At 66.5% G+C, this 20,254-nt stretch carries 22 protein-coding genes; 6 read left to right on the top strand and 16 right to left on the bottom strand.

Annotated elements, in window-relative coordinates; translation table 11 throughout:
* Positions 1–111 precede the first annotated feature (111 nt).
* Positions 112–609 carry a hypothetical protein gene (locus tag ACH49N_RS28785; RefSeq protein WP_159925087.1) on the top strand — a complete coding sequence of 166 codons (498 nt, stop codon included), beginning with the start codon at positions 112–114 and terminating at the stop codon, positions 607–609.
* Between the two features lie 22 nt (positions 610–631).
* Here ACH49N_RS28785 and ACH49N_RS28790 read toward each other — a convergent pair whose 3' ends face one another.
* Genes ACH49N_RS28790 through ACH49N_RS28800 form a run of 3 tightly spaced genes read right to left on the bottom strand, consistent with a single transcriptional unit; the run spans position 632 to position 2,267 of the window.
* On the bottom strand, positions 632–1,330 hold the full coding sequence (locus ACH49N_RS28790; RefSeq protein WP_159925085.1) for a pyridoxal 5'-phosphate synthase: 699 nt from the start codon (positions 1,328–1,330) through the stop codon (positions 632–634).
* A gap of 27 nt (positions 1,331–1,357) precedes the next feature.
* Entirely contained in the window at positions 1,358–1,750 is a 393-nt protein-coding gene (locus ACH49N_RS28795) for a glyoxalase/bleomycin resistance/extradiol dioxygenase family protein (protein WP_159925083.1), read from the bottom strand.
* A 40-nt stretch (positions 1,751–1,790) separates the two neighbouring features.
* The gene (locus ACH49N_RS28800) at positions 1,791–2,267 is read right to left on the bottom strand and encodes a nuclear transport factor 2 family protein (protein ID WP_109332434.1); all 477 of its coding nucleotides are present in this window, start codon (positions 2,265–2,267) and stop codon (positions 1,791–1,793) included.
* A gap of 304 nt (positions 2,268–2,571) precedes the next feature.
* Between ACH49N_RS28800 and ACH49N_RS28805 the strand changes: the two genes are divergently transcribed.
* Positions 2,572–4,083 (top strand): acetyl-CoA acetyltransferase, encoded by a 1,512-nt coding sequence (locus ACH49N_RS28805; protein ID WP_159925081.1) that lies wholly within the window; start codon positions 2,572–2,574, stop codon positions 4,081–4,083.
* On the opposite strand, the gene ACH49N_RS28810 is transcribed toward ACH49N_RS28805, so the two are convergent.
* The 9 genes from ACH49N_RS28810 to ACH49N_RS28850 form a co-directional block, all read right to left on the bottom strand.
* Complete coding sequence (locus ACH49N_RS28810) at positions 4,080–5,864, bottom strand: ABC-F family ATP-binding cassette domain-containing protein (RefSeq protein ID WP_358276025.1); 1,785 nt, start codon at positions 5,862–5,864, stop codon at positions 4,080–4,082. The genes ACH49N_RS28805 and ACH49N_RS28810 overlap by 4 nt on opposite strands.
* Complete coding sequence (locus ACH49N_RS28815) at positions 5,864–6,799, bottom strand: 4-(cytidine 5'-diphospho)-2-C-methyl-D-erythritol kinase (RefSeq protein WP_250771682.1); 936 nt, start codon at positions 6,797–6,799, stop codon at positions 5,864–5,866. The genes ACH49N_RS28810 and ACH49N_RS28815 overlap by 1 nt, the downstream gene beginning before the upstream one ends.
* 62 nt (positions 6,800–6,861) lie before the next feature.
* Positions 6,862–7,515 (bottom strand): urease accessory protein UreD, encoded by a 654-nt coding sequence (locus ACH49N_RS28820; RefSeq protein ID WP_250771686.1) that lies wholly within the window; start codon positions 7,513–7,515, stop codon positions 6,862–6,864.
* Positions 7,515–8,204, bottom strand: a complete 690-nt coding sequence (gene ureG, locus ACH49N_RS28825; protein ID WP_358276023.1) for an urease accessory protein UreG — start codon at positions 8,202–8,204, stop codon at positions 7,515–7,517. The genes ACH49N_RS28820 and ureG overlap by 1 nt, the downstream gene beginning before the upstream one ends.
* Before the next feature lie 53 nt (positions 8,205–8,257).
* On the bottom strand, positions 8,258–8,890 hold the full coding sequence (locus ACH49N_RS28830; protein WP_358276022.1) for an urease accessory UreF family protein: 633 nt from the start codon (positions 8,888–8,890) through the stop codon (positions 8,258–8,260).
* Positions 8,890–10,611, bottom strand: a complete 1,722-nt coding sequence (locus ACH49N_RS28835; RefSeq protein ID WP_358276021.1) for an urease subunit alpha — start codon at positions 10,609–10,611, stop codon at positions 8,890–8,892. Before ACH49N_RS28835 ends, ACH49N_RS28830 begins: the two co-directional genes overlap by 1 nt.
* The gene (locus tag ACH49N_RS28840) at positions 10,608–10,922 is read right to left on the bottom strand and encodes an urease subunit beta (protein ID WP_109332442.1); all 315 of its coding nucleotides are present in this window, start codon (positions 10,920–10,922) and stop codon (positions 10,608–10,610) included. The genes ACH49N_RS28835 and ACH49N_RS28840 overlap by 4 nt, the downstream gene beginning before the upstream one ends.
* A gap of 8 nt (positions 10,923–10,930) precedes the next feature.
* Positions 10,931–11,233 carry an urease subunit gamma gene (locus ACH49N_RS28845; protein WP_159925067.1) on the bottom strand — a complete coding sequence of 101 codons (303 nt, stop codon included), beginning with the start codon at positions 11,231–11,233 and terminating at the stop codon, positions 10,931–10,933.
* 141 nt (positions 11,234–11,374) lie between these two features.
* Positions 11,375–12,268: a YdcF family protein gene (locus tag ACH49N_RS28850; protein ID WP_358276019.1), complete on the bottom strand. Its 894-nt coding sequence runs from the start codon at positions 12,266–12,268 to the stop codon at positions 11,375–11,377.
* A 174-nt stretch (positions 12,269–12,442) separates the two neighbouring features.
* Between ACH49N_RS28850 and ACH49N_RS28855 the strand changes: the two genes are divergently transcribed.
* Both ACH49N_RS28855 and ACH49N_RS28860 read left to right on the top strand, forming a co-directional pair.
* Positions 12,443–13,411, top strand: a complete 969-nt coding sequence (locus ACH49N_RS28855; RefSeq protein ID WP_358276017.1) for a YafY family protein — start codon at positions 12,443–12,445, stop codon at positions 13,409–13,411.
* A gap of 105 nt (positions 13,412–13,516) precedes the next feature.
* Positions 13,517–13,945 carry a hypothetical protein gene (locus ACH49N_RS28860; RefSeq protein WP_250771699.1) on the top strand — a complete coding sequence of 143 codons (429 nt, stop codon included), beginning with the start codon at positions 13,517–13,519 and terminating at the stop codon, positions 13,943–13,945.
* A gap of 87 nt (positions 13,946–14,032) precedes the next feature.
* Here ACH49N_RS28860 and ACH49N_RS28865 read toward each other — a convergent pair whose 3' ends face one another.
* The 4 genes from ACH49N_RS28865 to ACH49N_RS28880 form a co-directional block, all read right to left on the bottom strand.
* Positions 14,033–14,236 (bottom strand): cold-shock protein, encoded by a 204-nt coding sequence (locus ACH49N_RS28865; RefSeq protein WP_109332503.1) that lies wholly within the window; start codon positions 14,234–14,236, stop codon positions 14,033–14,035.
* A gap of 317 nt (positions 14,237–14,553) precedes the next feature.
* Positions 14,554–15,459 (bottom strand): 16S rRNA (adenine(1518)-N(6)/adenine(1519)-N(6))-dimethyltransferase RsmA, encoded by a 906-nt coding sequence (rsmA, locus tag ACH49N_RS28870; RefSeq protein ID WP_159925059.1) that lies wholly within the window; start codon positions 15,457–15,459, stop codon positions 14,554–14,556.
* 10 nt (positions 15,460–15,469) lie between these two features.
* A complete protein-coding gene (locus ACH49N_RS28875; RefSeq protein WP_358276014.1) occupies positions 15,470–16,597 on the bottom strand; it encodes a transglycosylase family protein in 1,128 nt (375 codons plus the stop codon).
* Positions 16,598–16,624: 27 nt separating this feature from the next.
* The gene (locus ACH49N_RS28880) at positions 16,625–17,740 is read right to left on the bottom strand and encodes a resuscitation-promoting factor (RefSeq protein ID WP_159925055.1); all 1,116 of its coding nucleotides are present in this window, start codon (positions 17,738–17,740) and stop codon (positions 16,625–16,627) included.
* Positions 17,741–18,026: 286 nt separating this feature from the next.
* Between ACH49N_RS28880 and ACH49N_RS28885 the strand changes: the two genes are divergently transcribed.
* Entirely contained in the window at positions 18,027–19,472 is a 1,446-nt protein-coding gene (locus tag ACH49N_RS28885) for an amino acid ABC transporter substrate-binding protein/permease (protein WP_358276012.1), read from the top strand.
* On the top strand, positions 19,469–20,233 hold the full coding sequence (locus ACH49N_RS28890; protein WP_250771709.1) for an amino acid ABC transporter ATP-binding protein: 765 nt from the start codon (positions 19,469–19,471) through the stop codon (positions 20,231–20,233). Before ACH49N_RS28885 ends, ACH49N_RS28890 begins: the two co-directional genes overlap by 4 nt.
* Positions 20,234–20,254 lie beyond the last annotated feature (21 nt).

Genomic DNA, 20,254 nt, shown 5'->3' on the forward strand with positions numbered 1-20,254 from the left:
GTCCGCCGGATCCGCGGCGGAACCTCGGGTGCTGGTAGCTTTCACGTTCGTATCGAGCAAACTGGCGGGCTGGTGCGAGAACCCGTTTGTCTACGAGCAGGAAGCGACACGATGGAGAACGGCATTTCTACCAATGGATCGGGCAGCAACGGCTCCAGAGGCAACGGCTCGACCGCCGAATCAGCCTTCGCGGAACCGAGCAGCGGAGCACTGACCGGCAACGGCGCGTCGACGCCCAGCTCCGCCGAGACGTTCACCTTCCCGCTGCCGACGCGCAGCTCGGGCTCTCACAGCACCGAGGAGGCAGCCGAGCCGGTTGACACCACCTCGTCCCTCGAGTCCCGTGGACGCACCGTGAAGCGACGCAACGCGATGGGAGTGGCAGCCGTGCGGGTCGCGGGCCGTCTTGCACACACCGAACTTCTCGAGGACCACCTCGCGTCCGCGAGCAGCCACTCCGCCGACCCCACCGTGGACGCCGACGAACTGCTCGAGCTGCTCGGTGAGTACCTCGTGGCGGCCGGATTCGAACGGCCGGAGATTCACGCCCAGCTGAACGGCCAGTCGATCGTCGTGGACCTGCGCTCCCCCTCCACGACCCTTCGCTGATCGTCCCGCATCCGGCAGGCGCCTACGGCCACAGAATCGCGCGCGTCCACCCCTCGCCCGAGGGCTCTCTTCGGTAGTTCCAGCGCTGATGCCGGCGCCCGGGATCGGCCTGCCAGAATTCGACGCTGTCGGGCACTAGGCACCAGGCTCGCCACGTGCTCGACACGAAGTCGGGGTCGGCCTCGATGCTCGCGGCCGCCGCCGTGACCACCCGTTCGTATTCCGCGGGATCGGTGAGCACCTCGCTCTGGCGACTCGCAGTCGCGACGGCGCGGGCGGTCACCGACCGCTCCCGGAAATCGCGGGCCGACACGTCCGGACCGCCGTCGACCACAGTTCCGCGCACCCGGATCTGACGCCCCCGTTCCCGCCAGTAGATAGTCAGCGCAGCAACAGCGTTCGACGTCAGATCACGCCCCTTCGGCGAACGCGTGTCGCCGGAAAACCAGAAACCTCGCTCCGTGACGTCCTTGAGTAGAAGGAACCGAGCGTCGGGTCGACCGCCCGGGTCCACCGTCGACAACGCGGCGGCGTGCGGTTCTGGAACACCGGCGGCCGCCGCCTCGGCGAGCCAGTCGAGAAAGAGGATCTGCGGCGCGTCCGGCAACGCATCGACGGGCAGTGGTTCGGGAAGCGCTGGGTCGACGACGGTGAGCGCGGGCAAAGCCCGTATCCACGCCCGGGTGTCCGGGAACGACGAAGGGTCCGGTGCGATCGGCATGTGCCGACAGTAGCGGGCCGGTGTGGCCTACGGCCCGACGAGCATCCAGCGGTGCCCGAACGGATCGATGAGGGTGGCGTTGCGATGTCCATGCCCCTCGGAGATCCACCGCTCCACGGTCCCCCCGGCATCGCGGGCACTCAACAGGACGGCGTCGGGATCGTCGACGGCCAGCATCAAGCTGACCGATGTCGAACCTGACTCCGGCGCAGTCAAACCCATTTCCGGGAACTCCTCGGCGAGGTAGATCATCCCGGTGGGGAGCTGCAACTCCACGTGGCCGATCCTGCCGTCGTCCAGAACGATCGGCTCCCCGACCACTCGCGCGCCGAATACCGCCGAATACCACTCGACAGCTTCGGTGCCTCTTCGCACCGTAAGGTACGGCACCGCACCGGGAACGGGCACTGCAGACGACATCGTCACCTCCCGCCTCGTCGTGGCAACCTCCGGTGCTCGGTCAGGCCGAGGCGGGGGGTTGCAACATCGCCCATTTGTTGGAAGTCAGCCGGAAACTCGGGAAGTCCGACAGCGCAGCCACCGATTCCCATGTGCGCTCGTACCCGGTGGACGTGATCCGCCACGCACCATCGGGGCACCGGATGTAACTGTCGTGATAGTAGGCCGACCCCCGGAGCAACATGCCGTCCTCGGGGATGAGCGTGGTGTCTGCAAGAAACCACACTCCGACAGCCGTGTCACCGGTGACGGTGATCTCGGGCTGCCCGCACTGGTGCTCGGTGATCACGTGAGTGCCCAACGTGTTCTCCAGAAAGGACACGAAGGAGTCACGGGAATCGAACGTCAGGTATTCGCTGTACGTGGCCTTGACTTCGGGAACCATGGTGTCGGCGAATTCTTCCCACGACTTGGTATCGAGTGCACGAGAGTAACGGTGCTTGAGCTGCTCGATCTGTTTGATTGCTTCGAGATCCATGACCCCCGCCTCCTGTGCAGCGACATGCATGCCCTGGACTGCAGATTAGTCCGAACATCTGCGGGCTCGCCTTGGATTCCCCCCTTTTGCCCGGATCATGCATATTTGCGCCGTGATTCGGGACACGAAAAGGTCACGAATCGACTTCCCGCCCGCACCCGTCGAAAACGCGCCGATCGGACTTCGGCCACACTCGATCTCCGATCCCCCAGGGTGAATGTGACCCGACATCTACATATAACGCGTTCCACACTAGGGTGTCGCTGACGAGGTTCTCGACCGTCCGGACACCGAAGGGGTTTCCATGCTCGATCCAGCGCGCGTACCCGTCATCGTCGGTGTCGGCGACGTACGGTCCGGACGAAGTGGGGTTCCTGCGGGCCCGCGGGAGCCACTCGATCTCATCTCGGAGGCCGCGCAGTCAGCGATCGCCGACTGCGGTGTCGCAGCGCTGCGGTCCCGGATCGACGCGATACACGCGGTCAAGTCCGTCAGCTGGTCCTACGACGATCTTCCGGGATTGCTCGCGGCCCGGCTGAACCTGCAGGCGCCTACCATCGCAAGCACCTCGCCGATCGGCGGCCATTGGCCTGCTGCTCTTCTCGACCGCATCGGTGACGACATCGCCGGCGGTCGATCGTCGGTGGCACTGCTGGTGGGCGGTGAGGCGCAGGCGACCATGACGGCGTTACAGAAGTCGGGCACCGATCCGGTGTCGCTCGGCTGGGTAACGGCGCCGGGAGGGCCACCGGCCTTCGATGCCTCCGATCTCGGGAGCCCCGGCATGCAGCGGGCCGGGCTGATCGTGCCGACCCGCGTCTATCCCTTGTTCGAGAATCGCTTCACCTACGATTCGGGCGGCACACCCGAGCAATCCTCGGCGTGGTCGGCCCGCATGTACTCGGCCTTCTCAGAGCTGGCGGCGAAGAATCCGGCGTCGTGGACGTCGACGGTGTATTCCCCCGAAGACATCGCGACCACCGGACCGGGCAATCGCATGGTCTGTGAACCGTATCCTTTGACGCTCAACGCCATGCCGTTCGTCGATCAGGCGGCCGCGGTCGTGGTGTGCTCCCTGGCGCTCGCCCGCGAACACGGCATCGCCGACGACCGTGTGGTCTATCTGTGGGGTGGCGCCGGAGCGACCGACCCGGTGGATGTGCTTGCCCGCAACAGCTTCGGAGCCTCCGCGGCGATGAACCAGGCCGTCGGCCGCGCGCTGGCCCAGGCCTCCCTCGAGGCGTCCGCCCTCGATGTCGTCGACGCCTACAGTTGCTTCCCGGTGGTCCCGAAGTTGTTGATTCGCGCACTCGGCCTACCCGAGGACACCGTCCCCAGCGTGACCGGTGGGCACTCGTTCTTCGGCGGCCCGCTCAACAGCTACACCCTGCACGCCATCGCCGAAGTGACCCGCCGCGTTCGTGAGGGCGCCGGCCCGGCCCTCGTCCACGGCAACGGCGGATATCTGACGTACCAGCACGTCGTCCTGCTCTCGGGCACGCCGCACCGGAACGGCTACATCGGCACCCCCGAGCCGGAACAGCTCGGTTCGGACGCTCCCGAACTCGTCACCGGATACGACGGCGAAGCCGAGATTCTCACGACCACCGTGGAGTACGGCCGCGACGGTGTCCCCGCCACCGGATTCGTCGTCGCACACACGTCCGACGGGCGGCGCCTCGCCGGACGCACCGGGCCCGAGGACGCAGCCGTCCTGTCGGCGTACACCCGCACTCCCCCGCGGTCGGTGATCGGCCGGACGGTCCACGTCACCGACCGGGATGGTGTGCTGACCGTTCGGTTTCCGACCGGCTAGTCCAGATCGGCGGCCAGTTCCATCCACTGCTCCTCAGCCGCTTCCTTCTCGGCCACCACTTGCTTGAGCTCGACGTCGAGCTTCTGCAACTTGTCTGGATCCGTCGCTGCCTCGGCCAGCTTTTCGTGCAGCTTCCGCTCGCGCTCGTCCAGCTTGGCGACCGTACGCTCGAGGCGAGAAAGTTCCTTGCGCGCAGCACGTTCCGCCGCACCGTCACGCGCCTGCTTGGGTGCCGACGCACCCGTCGCTGTCGACGCGACGGACGGTGCGCCGACGTCACCCATCACCGCACGGCGTCGCAGGTAGTCCTCGATGCCACCGGGGAGGTTGGTCAGCTTCCCGTCACCGAACAGTGCCCAGGTCGTGTCACAGATGCGCTCGATCAGATAGCGGTCGTGGCTGATGACGACCATCGTGCCCGCCCAGCCGTCGAGGATGTCCTCGAGCTGCTGCAGGGTGTCGATGTCGAGGTCGTTGGTCGGCTCGTCGAGAAGTAGGACGTTGGGCTCGGCCATCAGCACTCGCGTGAGCTGGAGGCGGCGCCGCTCACCGCCCGACAGGTCACCCACCGGTGTTCGCTGACGAGCCGGCGTGAAGCCCAGCCGCTCGGCCAGCTGTCCAGCCGAGACCTCCTTGTCGCCCAGAGTGATTCGCTCCGCGACGTCCTTGACGGCCTCGAGGACCCGCATGCCGATGGGGAGGTCGTCGAGTTCCTGGCGCAACCATCCGATGTGGACCGTCTGTCCCTGGATGCGTTTGCCCGACGCAGGTTCGATCTCCCCGGCGAGCGTGCGGAGCAACGTCGTCTTGCCGGAACCGTTGACCCCGACCAGACCGACACGTTCACCGGGCGCGAGCCGCCACGTGAGGTCGTCGACGAGCACCCGGCCGTCGGGCGTCTCGAGACGGGCATCCTCGAGTTCGATGACCACCTTGCCGAGCCGGCGCTGCGCGAACGACGCCAACGCCACGTTGTCGCGGGGCGGCGGCACGTCGGCGATCAACGCCTCCGCGGCCTCGATCCGGTACTTGGGCTTCGACGTGCGGGCCGGAGCACCGCGCCGCAGCCACGCCAACTCCTTGCGGGCCAGGTTACGCCGGCGCTCCTCGGAGGCGTCCGCCTGCCGGGACCGCTCCGCCCGTGCGAAAACCCAGTCGTTGTAACCACCCTCGTAGCTTTCGACCCTGCCGCCCACCACTTCCCACGTGCGGTTGGCGACGGTGTCGAGGAACCAGCGGTCGTGGGTGACGACCACGAGGGCGCTACGGCGGGACACCAGGTGCTCGGCCAGCCATTGCACCCCCTCGACGTCGAGGTGGTTGGTGGGTTCGTCGAGTACCAGGAGGTCGAGGTCCTGCACCAGCGCCGCCGCCAGCGCGACACGCCGTCGCTCGCCACCGGACAGTCCGTCGACGGTGACTTCCAAGCCGAGGTTGTCGATTCCGATGCCCGCGAGGACGGAGCGGATGCGGGCGTCACCGGCCCATTCGTGAGCGGCGACGCCGAGCGGTCCGAGAACCACGTCGCCGACACTGGAGCCGGGCGGCAGGACGCCGCGTTGCGTTACCACCGCCATCCGCAGGCCGCCGACCCGGCTGACGCGTCCGGAGTCGGGCGCCTCCACACCGGCGAGCACCTCGAGCATCGTGGTCTTGCCGCCACCGTTGAGGCCGACGACGCCGATGCGTTCGCCTTCCTGTACGCCGAGCGACACCGAGTCGAGCAACGGCTTGACGCCGAACGACTTCGATACCTGTTCGAGATTGATCAGATTCGCCATCAGTGCGATCCCTCCGCCGCGTCATTGATTATTCGGGCGCCCGGCACCGGTCCGCTCGCGACCCGCACGGTGCGACACACTCCCGCACCTGCGAGTTCTGCGCTGACACGGACCGCGGCATCCGCGTCAGCGCACAGAAAGGCACAGGTCGGCCCCGACCCGGAGACGATGCCGGCGAGCGCGCCCGCGGCGACTCCGGCGCGCAACGTCCGCCGCAGTCGTGGCTCGAGGGACAGGGCAGCGGCCTGCAGATCGTTGCCCAGCAGCGGCGCGAGCGTTGCAGCGTCGCCCGTCGTGAGCGCATGCATGAGGTCGTCCGCACCGCCGAGCTTCGGTGGTGTGCCGGCGGCGCGCAGGCGGTCGAGTTCCCGGAACACCGTGGGGGTGCTCAACCCACCTTTTGCGAGCGCGAGTACCCAATGGAAGGTGCTGCGCGAGAGAACCGGCAGGAGCCTCTCGCCACGTCCGGTTCCGAAGGCGGTACCACCGTGCAGCGCAAACGGCACGTCACTACCCAGTTTCGCTGCGAAAGAATGGAGGTCCTCACGAGAGAGGTCGAGATGCCACAGCGCGTTGAGGGCCACCAGCGTCGCGGCGGCGTCGGCGCTGCCGCCCGCCATGCCACCGGCAACCGGGATGCCCTTGTCGATCGAGATCTCGACGTCGGGACGCCGGTCGGCCTCGATCGCAAGCATCTCGGCGGCTTTCCAGACGAGGTTGCGGCTGTCGGTGGGAACCACGCGGGCATCCTCACCGCGAACCTTCACCGTCAGCGCATCCGCAGGCGCGACCGACACGGTGTCGCCGAGCGAGAGCGCCTGGAAGACCGTGTTCAGCTCGTGGTAGCCGTCGGCGCGTTGGTCCCCGACGGCCAGGTGGAGATTGACCTTGGACGGGGCCCGGACGACGACGGGGCGAGGAACGACGGAAAGCACAAGGATAGAGCTTAGGCGCTCGCAGTACGGGGGTCGAAATGCGTGGCACCCCCGACCTCAACTCACAGTCGCGGGCCGAGCTGCGTCGTGAGGCTGCCTCCTCGTGCGAGCGGAAGACGTGTTCGGGCTGTGCGGGCGTCGCCCGACACCTCGGCGGGACGATCGTCGGGATAGCGGAGCTCGCTGGTGAGGGCGGCGGGCGCGTCGAGAAGGTCATGGGAGACGGTGCCGGCGCCCAACTCCAGCCGGTGCCGGAGCAGCGGAACATTCCCCAGATCGGCGTCGGTCGTCCCGATCCAGATTCCGGCACGTTCCCCGCTGCGGCCGATCTGTACCCGCTCTCGCAAGACCAGCGTCGACGTCGGTGCGAGGAGCACCGTCGATTCGACCCGGTGCTCGGCGGCACCGGCCACGACGGTCGGCTCCAGGGCGCAGTCGAGGGCGGCGTCGTCTTCCACATCGACCGACCAGTGTGCCGTCGACACCGTGCATCCCCGGCCGGGCAGGGCCAGGGACGCAGCGACGCTGCGGAGCGACAGCCGCGCCCCCGACAGCACCCGGACGGTGATGTCCCAGTGGTCACCGCCGAGCGGGGTGGCGGCCGTGCCGATCACGTGGACCGTGTCGCGCCCGGTGATCCGGGCAGCGAGCCCGCCGACGGCGGAGATCCGGGGGCTCCGGCCGGGAGTCGCCACGATGGTCAGCTCGGTGCGCACTACCCGTGCACGTCGGCGAGCGTGCGGACCTGCTCGCGCACCCACTGCAGAGCCGGCCCGGACGACGGGTCCTCGGTCAGCGAGATCAGCACGGTAGGCCTGCCCTCACGAACCTGCTCGGCGTCCCGCTGCATGACCGACAGATCGGCACCGACCATCGGCGCCAGATCGGTCTTGTTGATCACGAGCAGGTCCGAGAACGTCACCCCGGGACCGCCCTTGCGCGGAACCTTGTCACCACCGGCGACATCGACGACGAAAATCTGCACGTCGATGAGGCCGGAGGAGAACGTGGCCGTCAGGTTGTCGCCGCCCGACTCGACGAGAATCAAGTCGAGCGGTGGGTTGGTGTCGATCAAGTCGTCGATGGCGTCGAGATTGGCGGTGATGTCGTCGCGGATGGCTGTGTGCGGGCAGCCACCGGTCTGCACGGCGGCAATCCGCTCGTCCGGAAGCACGGCGTGACGACGCAGGAAGTCGGCGTCCTCGGTGGTGTAGATGTCGTTGGTCAGAACGGCGAGGGACAGCTCGTCGCGCAGTTGCCTGCACAGTGCTGCCACCAGAGCCGTTTTGCCCGACCCCACCGGCCCGCCGATGCCGATCCGGACCGGCTCACCCGCTACTCGTGTCCGCTTCGGGCGATCGTGCAGATGAACGTGCGGTTCACCGTCGATGACATGCGGTGGCATGGTCACTCTCCTCACTCAGGGCTAATTCAGTCTTACTCGTCAGGATTCAGTCGTCAGGACACGAACAGTGGTCGGTCTCGTTCCACGTGGCGCTGGGCGACGACGTCGAGAAGCGGATCGGACACGCTCGCCAGCCCGGTCGCGCAGTCATCGGCGACGTCATCGCACAGATCCGCCAAGGTGAAGGTGCAGGCGGCGACCTGCGCGGGATCGAGCGCGAGCAGCCGTTGCGCGGCGATCGCGGAACCGGTCATGGTGGTGTAGACGACGACCAGCGCCGCCTCACGGGCCGAGACACCGGTGAGACGCCCGACCACTCCGGTCACCACCGGAAGGTGCGGACGCGTTCCCAGCAGCGACCAGTTCTGTTCGGGCCAGGTGGTGCGGGACAACCGCAGCAGGCCCCTTCCCTGTGCGCGGGACGAGGTACGCGCCGCCGGAGACGGGGTGCGTGCATCCATCTCGAGGTCGCCCTGGTCGGTGGAGAGCCGGCCGTCGCACACTGCCGCGGCGATCGACCCGGCGACCAGCCCGGACGCCCGAATCCGCCTGCGGAGGAACGCGTCCATCGTGGGGATGTCGCGGACCAGACCACTGGTGACGGCCTCTTCCATCCCGCCCGAGTGCACATGCCCGCCGGTCGGCAACCTGGAGTCGGCCAGCGTGAACAGATGAGCGAGGCGCATCAGAACAGGAAATAACGTTGTGCCATCGGCAATTCCGATGCCGGCTGTTCCTCCCACACCTCACCGTCGATACGGACGGTGAACGTATCCGGATCTACCTCGATGCGGGGTTGCGCGTCGTTACGGGGCATGTCGGCCTTACCTCTGGACCGCACGTTCGCGACCGGAACCAGCCGCCGGCCGAGTGCGAGCCGATCGGCCAGACCGTCCTCGAGTGCCTGGGGGGCGACGAAGTGCACCGAGGTCGCCGCGGCGGCCCTGGGCGCCGCCCCGAACATGGGCCGCGGCAGCACCGGTTGCGGCGTCGGAATAGAGGCGTTGGCATCACCCATCGCCGCCCACGCGATCATGCCGCCCTTGATCACCGCGTGCGGCCGCACTCCGAAGAACGCCGGCTCCCACAGCACCAGGTCGGCCAGTTTGCCCACCTCGACGGAGCCGATCTCCCCTTCCAGCCCGTGCGCGACCGCCGGACAGATGGTGTACTTCGCGACGTAACGCTGGACGCGCTGGTTGTCTGCCCCGTTGTCGCCGGGAAGAAAGCCCCGGCGCCGTTTCATCACGTGGGCCGTCTGCCAGGTACGCATCACTACCTCACCGATGCGCCCCATCGCCTGCGAGTCGCTGCCGATCATCGAGATCGCGCCCAGATCGTGGAGCAGATCCTCCGCTGCAATGGTCGACGGCCGGATGCGGCTCTCCGCGAATGCGAGGTCTTCGGGGATCTTGGGATTGAGGTGGTGGCACACCATCAGCATGTCGAGGTGCTCGTCGAGTGTGTTGACGGTATGTGGCCGAGTCGGATTGGTGGAACTCGGCAGGACGTTCGGGTGTGCGGCCACCGTGATGATGTCCGGCGCGTGCCCGCCGCCCGCACCCTCGGTGTGATAGGCGTGGATCGCTCGGCCCGCGATGGCGGCGAGGGTGTCCTCCACGAAACCCGCTTCGTTGAGCGTGTCCGAATGCAGGGCCACCTGTACTCCGGCGGCGTCGGCCACCGTGAGGCACGCGTCGATCGCGGCGGGCGTCGAACCCCAGTCCTCGTGCAGCTTGAAACCGGACACTCCGCCGCGCAGCTGTTCCCACATCGACTCGGAGCTGACGGTGTTTCCCTTACCCAGCAGGGCAATGTTCATCGGCCAGCCGTCGAGCGCCTCGAGCATCCGTGCGGTATGCCACGACCCCGGTGTCACGGTGGTGGCCTTGCTGCCCTCGGCCGGTCCGGTGCCGCCGCCGACGAGCGTGGTGATGCCGCCGCCGAGCGCCTCTTCCAGGATCTGCGGTGCGATGAAGTGCACGTGGCAGTCGATCCCGCCGGCAGTGAGGATCTTGCCGTTCCCAGCAATGATCTCCGTGGAGGGACCCACTACCAGGTCGGGGTGCACCCCGGACATCGTGTCGGGGTTGCCGGCTTTCCCGAGAGCCACGATGCGACCGTCGCGAATACCGATGTCTGCTTTGATGATTCCCCAGTGATCGACGATCACCACTCCGGTGATCACGGTGTCGGGGGCGCCGTCGGCCCGCGTCCCACGGCCCTGCCCCATCGACTCCCGCAACACTTTTCCGCCACCGAACACAGCTTCCTCACCGGCGAGGCCTGGTCCCCCGCTGCGGTCCTCGGTGATCTCGATCAGCAGGTCGGTATCGGCGAGCCGGATACGATCGCCGGTGGTGGGGCCGAACAGCTCGGCGTACCGCGCACGGGTGAGTTCGGTCAAGACGGGTCCAGCTTTCCGGGAGGCGTCAGGTTCAGCCCGTGCACTTCGCGCCTGCCACCGAGGGGCACCAACGAAACAGTCTGCGCGATGCCCGGTTCGAACCGTACTGCCGTGCCGGCGGGGATGTCGAGCCGCAAGCCGTGCGCGGCCACGCGGTCGAAGTGCAGAGCGGAGTTTGCTTGCGGGAAATGGACATGGCTCCCGACCTGTACGGGTCGGTCGCCGGCGTTCACGACCTCGAGCCGCGTGCGGGGCGCGCCCTCGTTGAGCGCTATCACGCCGTCGGCGCAGAACACCTCACCTGGAATCACGGTGCCTCCTATGCAATCGGATCGTGGACGGTGACGAGCTTGGTGCCATCCGGAAAGGTCGCCTCGACCTGCACATCGTGCAGCATCTCGGGGACGCCTTCCATCACGTCCGACCGGGTGAGCACTTCACGCCCGGATACCATCAGCTCTGCCACCGAACGTCCGTCCCGCGCCCCCTCGAGGATGTGGTCGGTGATGATCGCGACCGCCTCCGGATGATTAAGAGTCAGGCCCCGCTGTTGCCGCCGGCGCGCGAGTTCGGCGGCGTAGCTCAGAAGCAGACGCTCCTGCTCATGGGGCGACAAGCGCATGTGTCCTCCTGCGGTCGGTGCGTCGCAATACTGCCACGATCTGCAGTGTGGCACCTCCCACGCCTGCGCCGACTATCGTTCTCGTGGCAGAAACACCGATGACACGAAATCGTCACAGCACTGCCCTATCGTGCCGCACACCTAGTAACCGGCGGGGATGCCGAACACCCGGATGGCATCTCGGTACATGCCGAGTTGCTGGTCCTTGGTCAAGGGCGCGACTTCGGCGATCAGCTGCCCCGCACTGGTAACGGCGCTCATCGCGCCGACCACCGGAAGCCCGGCAACGTTGAAATCGACCGTTGCCCTGCGGATGTGGTTGGCCGACGTCACGATGATCGCGCCACCCGCACCGAGCGAGCGCGCCAGCGGAACCGAGTTCAGCGCGTTGGCTACCGTCGATCCGGCACGGTGCTCTGCGTGAATCCGCTGGGGTGCAACACCGTTGGCTTGCAGCCATCCCTGCATGGCGGCTGCCTCGGTGATGCCGTTCTGTGGGTTGCCGCCGGTGACGATGATGGGCGAGAACGGCGACACGAACGACTGGATCACCGTGGCCTGTAGCCGGTTGATCAACTCCGAGCGCATGCTGCCGTCGGGCAGCAGTCCGTAACCGAGAACGATGATGGCGGTGGACGGGCCTTGGATTGCCGGAAGCGGGTTCGGTGGCGTGAACGACGCAGTCCTGACGGCGTCGAGCAGGCCGTGCACGCCGGCCCGCATGCCTGCATCCATCGCGCCCAGTCGTGAGAGCGCGGCCTCGCGGGTGATCAGGTCGGAGGCGGCATCGGCATAGATCGCTTGCAAAGCCACCGCATTCGGGTCCCCCGGGTCCTGGGCGACGGCTCCGCCGATGTCGGCGAGCGCACCTCGGGCGTCCCCGTCAGCAAATTTTCCCTGGGCACTGTTGAAGAGATCCGCCGCCGAGGCCGAAGCCGTCGCGGTGGGTGAGACGAGGAGGACGAACGTGACGAGGGTGGACAGAAGGGCGGCCAACACCGCTCTGGCCGGATACGGCCGGACATGCGTGTGCATTCTCAACGAGGACCTTTCCGTCGGATTTTTCACTACAAGACTCGTGCGATGGTCCGTGGAGCGTCGGCGGCCAGTGTAGTGGCCCGCCCGGTGGCCCTGCCCGGTTTCGTACCCGGCGGTTTGCTTCACAAATCAGGACAGAACCCGTCCGCAATCGGTGGCATTCTTGTCGTCATGCGAGAAACTTCGGCGCGACTCCTCCGGATGCTCTCACTCCTGCAGACCCGCAAGGAGTGGTCGGGAGCCGAACTGGCCGATCGACTCGGGATCACACCGCGCACCGTTCGCCGGGACGTCGACAAGCTTCGCGACCTCGGTTATCCGGTCGACGCGACCGTCGGCGTCGGCGGCGGATATCAGCTCGGTGCCGGCGCCGAGATGCCGCCTCTGCTACTCGACGACGAGGAGGTTCTGGCGGTGGCACTGGGACTCCAGTCCGGCTCCACCGGTTCGGTGGTGGGCATCGGCGAGGCGTCGATGCGCGCCCTCGCCAAGCTCCGGCAGGTGATGCCGTCGCGGCTTCGGCACCGCCTCGAGACGTTGCAGGTCGACGTGGTGCACCGAGAACCCGCACGGAGCGCCGTCGACGCCCAGGTGCTTTCCGACGTCGCATCTGTGTGCCACAACCACGAGCGGCTCCGCTTCGACTACAACACCCACGACGGCACCGCGAGTCGCCGCGAGGTGGAGCCCTATCGACTCGTTCGGTCCGGGGTCCGCTGGTATCTGGTGGCATGGGATCTCACGCGCGCCGACTGGCGTTCGTTCCGGGTGGATCGGATGACGCCGAAGATTCCGACAGGACCCCGCTTCACGCCGCGTGAGCTCCCACCGGGCGGCGCCGCCGACTTCGTCGCCCGCGGGATCACCCGCGCCGTCACCCGGGTACGCGCGCGAGTGCTGTTGCACGCTCCGATCGGTGAGATCGCACCCATGGTGCACCAAGACTGGGGCACTCTCGAGGAACTGCCGGACGGCCGCTGCGCGGTGGCGCTCGGCGGCGACTCCCTGGCGTCGATAGCCCAGTGGCTCAGCGCTTTCGGTACCGATTTCACCGTCCTCGATCCCCCTGAGCTGCGGGAAGAGTGCCGACGGGTGGGCGAGCGCCATCGCCTCTTCGCCGACCGCTACGGTAACGCCTGACCAAGACGCCGTGCGGTGGTCACCGTGTCCCGGATAACGACGGAGCGACACGGTCGTTGTTCGGCGTCCGAGCAGCGACGAGACGAAAGGTCGGGGTTGTCGGGGATGCAGCACACGATTGTCGAGGAGGGGCGCGCTCGCGCGCCGTCAGGGCCCGAAAACAGCGCGAAAGTGCTTGTGGGGGCCCATGTGGCGCTCGGCGCCGCAACCGTCGTCACCATGCTGTTCTCGCTCGCGTTCCTCTGCACACTCGACAACGGAAACGATCCGTGGACCTGGCCGGCACGGTACTCGTCGGCGTGGTATGTCTGCGCGGCGATTCTCGCCTCGACGGTGTGGGCACTTCTCGTCACCGGTGTGCTGATCTTTCGGCCGGCACGCCGACGCGCACTGGGCACCGCAACCTTCCTCGTCGCTTTGACCCTCGGTATCTGCGCCGTCGTCGGTCTCTTCGGCCCGAACTCTGCGCTTCAGCTCTGGCTGGTGTGCGCGATCAATCTCGCGTATCAGGCTGCGCATCTACGTTCGGCGTGAGATGGAAACGAGGCAAGGCCCCACTCCTGCGGAGTGGGGCCTTGCTCGAACGTCATGTCCCGGCGAACCGGGAAGTCATAGCCGTTCTCAGACCAGGGTGACGCCGGTGGCCTGCGGGCCCTTGTTGCCCTGGCCGATCTCGAACGAAACACGCTGGTTCTCCTCGAGCGTGCGGAAGCCGCCGCTCTGGATCTCCGAGTAATGGACGAACACGTCAGCGCTGCCATCCTCGGGGGCGATGAAGCCGAACCCCTTCTCGGAGTTGAACCACTTCACGATGCCCTCTGCCATGTAAATCTCCTCTAACACAGTTTCTTCTTCAGGTAACCGGCTCGGTTACCTGGGTCATCTGACACGACCGCTTATGACAATTCCTGTGGAGGACGTCCAAACGCTCGCAACCATCGATTTGCGAGCGTGGGAAACACAAACACAAAACTTACGACCTCCAATAGTGAACCACACCCGCGCCCGCTTGTCTCCCCCAACCCCAGAATTTGGGTCGATCAGCGCCCACCTGATGGGATTCGGCACGTCGTGTCGGCGCTCGCCTCGGCCCGAGATACTCACTTCGCTGCCGGCATCCTCCGCAGGATGCGGAACCGCGGCTACGGACGGGTGGCAGCAAGACGCACGAATGCCGCAGCGTCGAGCCTCTCCCCGCGCGTGGACGGCTCGATTCCTGCCTCGACGAGCCTGCGCTCCGCTTCGGCCGGCGATCCGGCCCAGCCACTGAGCGCCGCTCGTAAAGTCTTACGGCGCTGCGCAAATGCCGCGTCGATCACGGCAAACACTCGTCGCCGGTGCTCGTCGTCGATCGGCCACGGAGGTTCTGCGTAACGATCGATCCGCACCAATCCCGACTCCACCTTGGGAACAGGCCAGAAGACCGCTTTGCCCACGGACCCCGCACGGCGGACCGAACCGAAGAAGTTGGCCTTCACGCTCGGCACTCCGTAGGTCTTGCTGCCGGGCGGTGCCGCCAGGCGGTCCGCCACCTCGGCCTGCACCATCACCAGAGCCGTTCGCAGACTGGGTAATTCCGCAAACAGGTGCAGCAGCACCGGCACGGCCACGTTGTACGGCAGGTTGGCGACGAGCGCGGTGGGTTCACCGGGGATCTCGGACGGCTGGACGCGCATCGCATCCGCCCCTACCACGGTCAACCGGTCCGCGAGCCCCGGAGCGCGGGCGGCGACCGTGACCGGCAGCCGCGCGGCGAGGTTGGGATCGATCTCGACCGCAATCACCTTGTCCACCACGTCGAGTAGCGCCAGGGTGAGCGACCCGAGACCGGGCCCGACCTCGAGAACGATGTCGCTGCTCCCCACGCCGGCGGTGGCCACGATACGACGAACGGTGTTGGCGTCGTGAACGAAGTTCTGCCCCAGCTGCTTCGTGGGGCGCACACCGAATTCCTCGGCTAGCGAACGCACTTCGGCGGGGCCGAGCAGAGCAGCCTGCCCTCGGGGAGACTGGCCTCGTTCGACATGGGGTGATTCGGCGTCGGACACCAGGGGAACTTTAACGGACTCCGAGCCTGCCCGAACACGTCGGCCATGCTCCCCAGCCCTGGGTCTGCTGCGTTCGGGACGCGATGGCGATCTGCTCCTCGCGGGTGGCGAGATCGGCCCGCGGTGCGTACCTGAGACCGCCCTGACGCTCCCAGGTGTTCTGGTCGAACTGAACGCCGCCGAAGAAGCCGTTGCCCGTGTTGATGGCCCAGTTCCCGGTGGCTTCACACTGTGCGAGCGCATCCCAGACGGCGCCGTTCTCGACGGGAGGCACCTCCGTGCCCGGTTTCGCGCCGACTCTGATCACCTTGGGCTGCGCGGGCGTGGTGACCGTGGCCGCCACCTGATTGCGGCCCACTTCCTTGCCGTTGACCGTGTTGACCGCAAAGGTGACGTCCTGCACACCCGGCACGCCGGGGTTCTCCACCACGGTGCGGCTCATGTTCATCGTGGGGTCTTCGATCCGCTGCTCCGGCGGCGCCAACGGCAGGGTCTCGACCTTCGTCTCGACTCGGTCGCGGGTGACCGTGACGCCCATACCCTCCGCCAACGGCGTGTCCGCGGGAGGCACGACCGTATCGGACTGTTCGAGAGGCGCACCGTGCGCGGTGAGGAAATCCCCGACCGTCGGTGCCGCCAACCGCACATCCGTCACTGACAGAGCGCCGTCGGTCAGCCTGACCACCATCGGGTTGAGTACCTCCAGCGCGGCGCCGTCGAGGGGCAGACGCTGCGAACGCGACGCGGACACGTGCACGTCCTCGGCGAGTTCCAACTGCTTCAACGCGTCCTCGACGGTGAGCGCCGTGGTCCACACGGTCTTGGGCTGGCCGTCCACGGTCAGGGACACCTCACGTGCGCGGCGCAGAACCACCGTGTCACCGTCGGACAGGGTCGCGTCCCGTTCGGGTGCCACCACGTCGCGCTCGTCGAGCGAGTACCCGGCGTCGGACAGCGCGGCATCGACACTCGTGCTCATGGTGCTCAGCGAGACCTTCTCACCGTCCACGTCGAGTGTGACGGTCTTGTGCCGGACCACGGCCATCACTCCGCCGGCGATCAGTGTGGCGAGAAGCAGCGCGACCACGGTGTACAGCAGCGGCGAGCGGGCCGAGTTGATCTTGGCGAAGGGCGACATCGTGTTCCTTTACTCGAGCCGAGCGGGTCAGCGGAGTCCGAGCTTGCTGGTGCAGGCGGGCCATGCACCCCAGCCCTGCGTCGCCTGGACCTTTTCGGCGACGGAGATCTGCTGCTCGCGCGACGCGAGGTCGGCGCGTGGGGCGTAGGCGGTGCCACCGAACGCTTCCCAGGTGCTCTGCGTGAACTGGAGTCCGCCGTAGAAGCCGTTCCCGGTGTTGATGGCCCAGTTGCCGGTGGCCTCGCAGTGCGCAATGGAGTCCCAGGTCGACGCGTTGGAGATGGCGATCTCCTTCACTCCGACGCGGACGACGGCGGGCGCCGGTTCGCGCAGGATCTCCGACTTCAGTTCCTGGCGGCCTGCCTCGACCCCGTTGACGGTCTTCACTGCGGCCGTCACGGTGCGCTCACCGGGAACGCCCGGGTTCTCGACGACGGTCTTGCCCTTGTCGAGCGCGGGATCGTCCACGCGGTTCTCGGGGGGCGCGATCGGCAGGGTCTCGGTGCGGGTCTCGGTGCGGTCGCGGGTCACGCGGATCTCGGCGCCGTCGACGAGGGGGCTGTCGGCGGGAGGCACGACGGTGTCGGCCTGCTCGAGTGGCGCACCTTTTGCCGCCAGTAGTGCGCCCACGGTGGGGGCGGCGAGGCGGACCTCGGCGATCGGCGCCCCGCCGTCGGCAACCTTGACGAGCTTGGGCTCGACGACGTCCAGCTCGGCACCTTCGAGCGGAAGGCGCTGCGAACGCGACGCCGAGACGTGCACGTCGTCGGCCAGTTCGAACTGCTTCAGGGCGTCGTCCACGGTGAGCGCCGTGGTCCACACCTTCTTCGGCTCTCCGTCGACGGTGAGCGTGACCTCACGGGCGCGCCGCAACACGACGGTGTCACCTTCGGAGATCGAGGCGCCGGCAGCAGGCGCGACAGCGTCACGCTCGTTGAGGGTGTACCCGGCGTCGTCGAGGGCCCCGCTCACATCGGTAGCCATGGTGCCGAGCGACATGCTCTCGCCGTCGACGTCGATTGTGACGGTCTTGTGCCGGGCTACGGCCAGGGCGCCACCGACGACGAGGGTCGCAAGCAGTGCGGCGACCACCACGTAGAGAAAGGGCGATTTGGCGTTGTTAAGTCTGGCGAGTACTGACACATCAAGTCCCAAAGGCTGGCGAAAGTTTGATCACGGTACGGTAACGAATCGGCCTTGCTATGGCAACTTTGCAGCCTGTACCTGCTACCTAGATCACAAAAAGATTGAGATCGGACATGGTTTTCGACTGGAACGCGAAAACGCGTCGAATTCGGGCCACCCGCGGTGACGCAGTATCTTGCGTCTGCACCAACAGCCCGGAAGCGACCGGGCACCTGTCATAGAAAGCTGGGGTTCCGTGCACAGCAGATCCGATCGACTTCTGAGACACGTCAGACGTCCGAGAGTGCCCGCGGTGATCGCCGCGCTGACGCTGCTCGTCACACTCGTCGCGCCAGGCCTCGCAGCCGCGCACCAGCCCGATCCGAACGGCGCGCAACCGCCCGCCCCGGGCAACAACTACATCATCGCCACCGATATCACGTTCGCGCCGTTCGAGTTCCAGGACGAGTCCGGCAAGCTCGTCGGCATCGACATGGATCTGCTCGCGGCTATCGCCGAAGACCAGGGATTCGACTACACCGTCAACGCGGTCGGATTCGACGCCGCACTACAGGCGGTCACGGGCGGGCAGGCCAACGGAATGATCGCCGGGATGTCGATCACCGACGCCCGCAAGGCCACATTCGACTTCTCCGACCCGTACTTCGAGTCGGGCGTCCAGATGGGCGTGCTCGAGGACGACGACTCGATCACCTCGTATGAGGATCTGCGCGGCAAGTCGGTCGCAGTCAAGAACGGCACCGAGGGTGCCACCTACGCGGAGTCCATCAAGAATCAGTACGGCTTCACCACCAAGTACTTCGCCGACTCGTCGAGCATGTTCGACGAGGTGCGCACCGGTAACTCGGCCGCCGTGTTCGAGGACTACCCCGTACTGGCTTACGGCATCAAGCAGGGCAACGGATTCAAGACCGTCACCGACAAGGTTCCGGGCGCAAGTTACGGCTTCGCCGTGGCCAAGAGCCAGAACGCGCAGCTGCTGCAGCAGTTCAACGCCGGGCTCGCCAACCTGAAGGCCAGCGGCCAGTACGACGAGATCCTCGCCCGGTACCTCGACACCGACGCGAGCACAGACGACAATTCCATTCTCGGATTGATCAAGAGCACCTACCCGCTGTTGCTCGAGGGACTGTGGCTCACGATCGTCCTCACCGTGGTCTCGATCGCGATCGCTCTCATGCTGGGCGCGATCTTCGGCCTGTTCCGGGTGTCGACCAACATCGTGCTGCGCGGAATCGGCACCACCTACGTCGACGTCTTCCGCGGAACGCCGTTGCTGGTGCAGGCCTTCTTCATCTACTTCGGCATTCCGGCGGCACTCGACTTCCAGATGTCGGCGTTCACCGCCGGCATCATCACCCTGAGTCTCAACGCGGGCGCCTACATGGCGGAGATCGTGCGCGGCGGCATCCTGTCGGTCGACAAGGGCCAGATGGAAGCGTCGCGAAGCCTCGGAATCAGTTATCTGAAGTCGATGCAGAAGGTGGTGATGCCGCAGGCCGTGCGCACCATGATCCCGTCGTACATCAATCAGTTCGTGATCACCCTGAAAGATACGTCGATCCTGTCCGTGATCGGGCTGGCCGAGCTCACGCAGACCGGGCGCATCATCATCGCCCGCAACTACCAGTCCTTCAACATGTGGCTGATCATCGGCGTCATGTACTTCATCATCATCATGGCGTTGACCAAGCTGTCGAATCGCCTCGAGAAGAGGATCAATCGATGACCGAATCGAACCCGACCCCGACGGCCACCACCGAGCCGAAGATTCGCGTGCGCGGTCTGAAGAAGTCGTTCGGTGACAACGAGGTACTCAAAGGCATCGACGTCGAGGTTCAGAGCGGCGAAGTGGTCTGCGTGATCGGCCCGTCCGGCTCCGGCAAGAGCACCTTCCTGCGCTGCCTCAATCGGCTCGAGGACATCACCGGCGGCAGCGTTGTCGTCGACAACTTCGACGTGAGCGACAAGAAGATCGACATCGACCGGGTGCGTCAGCACATCGGCATGGTGTTCCAGCACTTCAATCTGTTTCCGCACATGACGGCAATAGAGAACGTGATGCTGGGACCCGTCCAGACAAAGCGGGCAACCAAGGAGGAAGCACGGGCAACGGCGGTCCGCCTGCTCGATCAGGTCGGGCTCGCCGAGAAGGCGGACGCCAAGCCCGCGAGCCTGTCCGGCGGGCAGAAGCAGCGGGTCGCGATTGCGCGCGCTCTCGCCATGAACCCGGACATCATGCTGTTCGACGAGGCCACCAGCGCCCTCGACCCGGAGATGGTCGGGGAGGTGCTGCAGGTGCTGCGCGACCTCGCGAAGGGTGGCATGACCATGGTGGTGGTGACGCACGAGATGGGCTTCGCCCGGGAGGTCGCGGATCGGGTGATCTTCATGGCGGACGGTTACGTGGTGGAGGAGGGCACACCCGAGCAGATCTTCGGGAGTCCCCGTGAGGCCCGTACCCAGGACTTCTTGAACAAGGTCCTCTGACACGAAAGTGGCAGAGGACGC

Origin of the sequence: Rhodococcus sp. NPDC019647, assembly GCF_044389235.1 — a bacterium.
GTDB classification, from domain to species: Bacteria; Actinomycetota; Actinomycetes; order Mycobacteriales; family Mycobacteriaceae; genus Rhodococcus_F; species Rhodococcus_F oxybenzonivorans.